6 protein-coding genes are annotated in these 6,596 nt (G+C 43.7%); all 6 read right to left on the reverse strand.

Annotated elements, in window-relative coordinates:
• Positions 1-488: family 43 glycosylhydrolase (locus PF479_RS12740; protein WP_298007189.1), on the reverse strand; the 488-nt coding region annotated here is incomplete at its 3' end.
• Positions 489-493: 5 nt separating this feature from the next.
• On the reverse strand, positions 494-1,336 hold the full coding sequence (locus PF479_RS12745) for a carbohydrate ABC transporter permease (RefSeq protein WP_298007192.1): 843 nt from the start codon (positions 1,334-1,336) through the stop codon (positions 494-496).
• Positions 1,329-2,204 carry a carbohydrate ABC transporter permease gene (locus PF479_RS12750; protein WP_298007194.1) on the reverse strand — a complete coding sequence of 292 codons (876 nt, stop codon included), beginning with the start codon at positions 2,202-2,204 and terminating at the stop codon, positions 1,329-1,331. The genes PF479_RS12745 and PF479_RS12750 overlap by 8 nt, the downstream gene beginning before the upstream one ends.
• Before the next feature lie 117 nt (positions 2,205-2,321).
• A complete protein-coding gene (locus PF479_RS12755) occupies positions 2,322-3,614 on the reverse strand; it encodes an ABC transporter substrate-binding protein (RefSeq protein WP_298007196.1) in 1,293 nt (430 codons plus the stop codon).
• A gap of 101 nt (positions 3,615-3,715) precedes the next feature.
• The gene (locus tag PF479_RS12760; RefSeq protein ID WP_298007198.1) at positions 3,716-4,852 is read right to left on the reverse strand and encodes a helix-turn-helix domain-containing protein; all 1,137 of its coding nucleotides are present in this window, start codon (positions 4,850-4,852) and stop codon (positions 3,716-3,718) included.
• The coding region (locus tag PF479_RS12765; RefSeq protein WP_298007202.1) for a sensor histidine kinase at positions 4,849-6,596 on the reverse strand (1,748 nt) is incomplete at its 5' end. The genes PF479_RS12760 and PF479_RS12765, both read right to left, overlap by 4 nt.

Here is a 6,596-nt window from a genome sequence, read left to right on the forward strand (position 1 = left end):
ATTATAAAACCGGGATGTTCAAATCCTTCTTCAACTTCCCAGGAGAGATTCGTCAGCCATATTCTGCGGTCGTCATCATGAAAAAGAGCCGGGTCAAAACCGCTGGAATTCAGGTATACCGGATCACTCCAGGGGCCTTCGGGATGAGGAGCGGTCACAACATAATTGTTTAGATCGAAGAAGCGGGGCATCAGGCTCTTCACATCTGTAAAAACCAGATAATAAAGTTTTGTCTGTGGATTGTAGCTGATGTGGGGAGCCCAGACACCGGCAGACTCTCCATTTCCCCGTAGGTCCAGCTGAGTGGTCCTGTTGAGTATATTTGTCACCAGACGCCAGTTCACCATGTCTGTGGAATGGTAGAGGCTGACACCGGGAAACCAGTTAAACGTACTGGTTGCCACGTAGCAGCCGTACTCCGTCCAGAGGGCGGATGGATCTGCATTAAACCCCGGTAAAATGGGATTCTGAATTTTGGTTTTACTCATTCCTGCTATCCTTTTACAGATCCGGCTGTAACCCCGGCAATGATGCGCTTGGAAAATATGAAATAGATCATGATCGGAATGATAGCCACAATGATCATACAGGCAAATTGAACGGCATAATCTGAAGAGTACTGCCCCTCAAATCTGATGATCGCAAAAGGGAGAGTCCTTTTTGATTCTGTAGCAAGAAATGTATTGGCCATGATAAATTCATTCCAGCAGTTCAGAAAGGCCATGATTCCCACCGTTACGAATCCTGATTTAGCCATAGGAGCTATAATTTTCAGGAGGATCATTCTGAGACCGGCCCCCTCCATATAGGCCGATTCTTCCATTTCATAGGGTAGAGACTGAAGAAAGCCGATAAACATAAGGACCGAAAAGGCCATATTAAAGGCGATGTAGGGAATGATAATCCCCAGATGTGTGTTGATCAGACCAAACTGTTTGAACCAGATAAAGTTTGGTAGAAGGGTCGTATGGATGGGGATGACCATTCCCAGAAGGACAATGGTAAAAACAGAAGAACGCCATTTCCACTTCATTCGACTGCAGGCATAGGCCAGCATAAATGAAAAAATCATGATCAGGGAGATGGAAATTCCCACAACAAAGACACTGTTACTAAAGTACTGAACAATCCGTCCATTGGTCCAGGCTTTGGCATAATTGACCCATTGCGGGGGAGAGGGCAGTTCCATGATGGCTTTACCAAAGAGATTTCCGCTCTTATGGAGGGAGTAATTGAAAAGCCAGATCAAGGGGAACAACTGGGCCAGAGCAATGAGCCCCAGAAACAGGAATAAGGCGATTTGGCTGGCGGAGTTTTTTAATCTTCTACTAATCATTACCATTGTCTCCGGATAAAAATTTCTTTGCCAGCAGGGTTATGGTCAGTGCAATAATGACAAATAGAATGGAGATGGCATTCCCATAACCATAGCGTGAGTATTTGAAGGCTTGTTCGTAGAGGTGGTAGGCTACAAACTGGGTCATATTTCCCGGTCCTCCCGAGGTGGTGAGCATGACAACTTCCATCTGTTTCAAACAGGCAATAATGTCAATGATGATGACGGCCGAAATAACGGGCATCATGTAGGGAATCACGACTTTCATATAGCGCATTACTGGTCCTGCTCCATCGACGAGAGCCGCTTCTTCCAGCTCTTTGGGAACCGTTGTCAAACCGGAATAGTAGAAGAGAAGAGCCCACCCGAAACCGTGCCAGACTGTTATGAAAATAACAGCACCCAGGGCTGTTTTCGGTTCACTCAGCCAGGAATGAGCCAGGCTGCCCAGGCCAGTGGAATTGAGTACTTTATTTAGAAGACCGTAGTTGGGGTTCATGATGTTCACCCATAGTTTGGAGATCACAACAACTGTCAGAATTGCCGGTATAAAATAGATTGTTCTCAGGAGGAGAGATAGTTTTTCAGACAATTTTATCAGAACCGATGCCAGTAGAAAGGCCAGAACATTCTGTATGAAAATGGTTACACCCAGAAGGATGAGAGCATTGTAAAGAGAGCGCCAGAAGGTTTTATCCTGAAGGATTACTTCTTTGTAATTTGCCAGACCAACAAAGGTTTTAGCACCGAAGCCGGACCAGTTTGTCATGCTGTAGTAAACACTCAGTAATATCGGGGCCAGTATGGCAAAAACCATCACTGCGAGTCCCGGCAGTACCAGAACAAATATGGTTTTTTTGGAATTCATAATTGTATTCATAATTACTAACCTTAGTGAAGATTTCTGTCAGGTTTCAGCCTTTGAATCTGTTTTAGAATAAAAGAAGCACCGGGGGAATTCCCCGGTGCTTCTTAATAGAACAATTTATTTATTGACTAATTCTGCAGCAGCCTGCAGGCCTTCACAGAATTCATCTACAGAAATGACACCTGCAGCCAGGTCCTTACAAAGTTTCATATGTGTTTCTTTGAAGGCTGGTGTCAGAAGGTCAAGACCTGTCGTTCCACTGGTTGCTTCTGCATCAGCAGCGATGGCCAGTAGATTCTTGGCAACAGGAGTATCACTGTCACTGGCTGCAACTGCCTGTGCCGGGAATCCAGCCTGTTTTCCCCAAACAAGTTTAGGATAGAGTCTGGCATATGTTTTAAGGTATTCGATGGCCAGGTCTTTGTGTTCACTGTCGGCCTTCACTATGTAGTTTCCACCAAACCATGCAACCAGGTCATCAGAAGATCCTTTACCATTATCCATTACCGGGAATTTGGCGGCTCTAACGTTCGATTTGAATTCTTCCGGGAAATTACTGTCAGTAGCCAGTCCCAATTCCCATGAGCCCATCAGGTACATGGCAGCCTGCTGCTGACCAAAGAGGTTTCTGGAAGCGCCGTAGTCTGTTGTTACAAGATCATGTCCAACGATTCCCTCGTTCTTGAAGAAATCCTGATAAGCCTGGGCAGCAGCCTTGAATTCGGGATCTGTAAATGATTTTTTACCGGCAAGGGCATCAAGCATAAGACTGAAGTCACCTGTGACTCTCCAGAAAATATTGTCAAAGGTAATACTCAGGGGCCAGCCGTCTTTTCCGTCTGTCACCATAGGGATATAGCCCTTGGCCGCTATCTTGGCACTGGCTGCTTTCAATTCTGCCATGGTTGTGGGAACTTCAACACCGCATTCTTCAAGAATGGCTTTGTTGTAATAGATAACCCAGAGGTCTCCCGAAACAGGAATTCCATAGAGTTTTCCATTGACCATATTGCTTTCCAGGGCTCCGGGCATCCATCCCAGTCCTTCGAAATCTTTCATATCCAGGGGCGCGACCATCTCACTCTCGACAAGAGGATGAAGCAGAGTTGAAAAACTCCAGTACTTCATAATATCGGGAAGCTGACCAGCCGTGGCATAAATCTTAATCTTTTCCTGATAGGGCTGATCCTGATAGCTTTCTACTTCAAATTCTACATTGGGATGCATTTTGATGAATTCAGCATTGATCTCTTCGGCAACAAGGCCCCAGGTGTTTGTTCTGTCGGGAAGGTTGTCACCCATTTTCAATGTAATTGTTTCATCAGCCGCATCACTCTTACCGCCTCCGAACAAGGGTGTCATTATTGTGAAAATAATGAGACAAAATACAATAAATTTGTGTCTGTTCATAGATTTCTCCTTTGAAAAATATAATTGATCTATAATCAGGCTAACATCGAAATTCTCAGAGCAACATGAATCTTATTTCGTATTATTGATCTTTTTTAGGATTATTGATGATATCGATTGGGAGATATACCCGTTACTTTTTTAAAAATCCTTGAAAAATGCTCAACATTCGGATAACCCACAATTTCACAGATTTCGTAGACTCTCAGATTGGTCTCTTCAAGAAGCTTCTTTGCAGAGTCTATACGGGTCTTAGTCAGATAATCCCGAAAGGTCATCCCGCTCTCTTTTTTAAATTGAGCGCTGAGGTGGGTTCTGCTGACTTCAACATAGTGGCTGACCTCTTCCAGAGAGAGTTGAGGAGACGCATAGTTTTTCCGGATGTACGATTGGGCTCGTCTTATCATTCGGCTCTGTCCTACATCCAGGCTTTGCAGATAAGTAAACTGCCCGGGGAGTTCCTCTCTGTTCTCACAAATACAGCTGTATCTTATATCAGGAGAAAGATTCATTGCATCCTTCAGTATTTCAGAGAAATCTTCAGAAAAGGATTGAGCCTGATCGGGTGAAATAAAAAAGAGGGCCTTACCACTGGATAGAAAATGAATTTCACTGGCCCCCCGATCCTTAAGAAACTCCTGGCCTCTCAGCCTTATAATCTGCTTAATCCTCTCATTTTTTCCATCCAGTTCCAATGTGAACTGCCCGATACGGCAGGGGAAGTGAATGGTGTAATCAAGATCTTCAATTAAATGACAATTTAATTCTTTGTTTCTATTGTGCAGAATATCTTCAAGGAGAGCATCGATGATCAATCGCTTTTCCTTGGGATGCAGGTTCTCACTTTTCCTTCCGGCAGCAGCAATCTGTTCTGCGGCGCCCTTGAGTTGTTTCAGTAGTGATATCTCATCCATCTCTGATTTGAGGATATAGTCCAAAGCGCCCAGTTGAAAGGCCGTGCGGACAAACTGGAACTGATTGTCCGCACTGAGTATCAGCACCACCTGCATCAGATCTGATTCCCTCATCCTTTTCAGCATGGAAATTCCATCCATCACCGGCATATGGATATCCAGTAATACAATGTCGGTTTCCGGGTGATCTTTCAGAAACAGGAGTCCTTCTTCCCCATCTGAAGCAGCTCCGATAAATGAAAAACCGTGATTTTCCCAATCCAGAAAGGACTGAATCGAAGCCCGGACGAGGGGTTCATCTTCAACAATTAAAAGATTTATCATACAGGCTCCTGAATGTATTTCAATGGAAGGTTCATCGTTACGGATGCATAAAAACCTTCCAGGCTTTTTATCTTCAATCCATATTCCATTCCGAAATTCAATTGGATCCGGCGATGTACGCTGTTCATCCCCAGGGCTGTAAGGCCTTCATCCTCACCCTGAATCTCAGCCTTTTGCTTTTTAGTATCCATACCAATACCGTTGTCAGTCACCTTTAATACCAGGGTTTCATTCAGTCTGGAAGCCTGAATCAGAATGATTCCTTTTTTTCGCCGCTGTTGGAATCCATGGATAATTGAGTTTTCCACGATGGGCTGAAGGAGCATTTTCCGGAGCAGCGCCGAAGACAATTCTTCGGGAATCGAAAAGCGGAGATCTATAGGGTTACCAAAACGGACCTTCATGATATGAACATAGCTGGTGAGGCTCATTGTCTCGTCCTCGAGACGGTTGCAGTTTCCAATCCCTCTGAAACTGTCATTCACCAGTCTCATAAGAGAGGCTGTCATATTCTTAATATGCTCATCTTTGTTTATTACAGCCATCATCCGGATGGCGTTCAGGGTGTTGCCGATGAAGTGAGGGTTAATCTGATACTGCAAAGCCTGAAGTTCCAATCTGTTCTTTTCCTTTTCATGCTTTTCCTTTTCTTTAGTCAGAAGGCTGACCTGTTCAATCATGCTGTTAAAGGATAGCTGGAGATGTTGTATCTCATCCGGTCCGAACAACCTCATCCTGACTGTGTAGTCCCCCTGTTCAACGAGATCCATCTTCTCGGCCAGATTGTTTATAGGTGTAATGAGGTTATGGAAAAAAAGCATTGTGTAGAGGATGAAAATAAAGATAATCCCGGTCAAAATCAGATTAAAGATGAACCTGATTTTCAGTAAAGGAGATAGAAGGATTTTTCGCTCTGCTGCTTGAATGATATACCAGTCGGCCGAGGGTATTCTCGCAGAAGTCAGTACCCATTTCTTATTCTCCGGTTTCATCTCTTTCTGATACAGGATTTCCTGAGATGTCTCATCTGAACTATTCTTGAGAAGAATATTGCCGTCACGGTCTGTCAGAATAACCTTCCTTTCCTGGGGGTCCATTTTGTGGAGCTGCTTGAGGAGATCTACTCTGAATGCAAAAAGTACTGCGGTCACATTCTCACCGTAGGGCTTTTCTTCCGGATTCACTAGAAGAGACAGAATCGGTTCATTTTTCTCCTGATTCTCTCCGAATAAATGAAACAGGTCATTCTGTATTTTAATGACATTTCCTTTCTGTTCCACTTCAGTATAGGCAAGGCTGTCCAGCTGAATCGTCTCAGGCATTTTGTTCTGAGCAGGGTAGTTTTTAAATTGATAAGGATTCCTGTCCTTTACAAAGATATAGATGGAACCGATTTTATTTGTGTAGAGAAAAAGATTAGAGAGATGAAAATCCAGTTCTTCCTGATAATAGTAAATTTCCTTTGGGGCGGATGCGTCATTATATCCGGAGCAGGCGCGCAGAAAATCGGGATTGTGAACAAGGGCACTGGATAGAATACTGACACCGATAATTTCATTTTCCAGATTCTGTGCGAATTGATGTACGGTTTCGGACATTTTATTTTCCATACTTTCGATCAGATAGCGGCCATAATAATAATTTATAAAAAATCCGAACAGGAAGAATGGGAGCATCACCATGAATGCGAAGGTTAAAAGATAATTCAGGGATAGTTTATGAATTTTAAGACTCAAATCTATAC

It is taken from the genome of Oceanispirochaeta sp., assembly GCF_027859075.1.
In the GTDB taxonomy this organism is placed as follows: Bacteria; Spirochaetota; Spirochaetia; order DSM-2461; family DSM-2461; genus Oceanispirochaeta.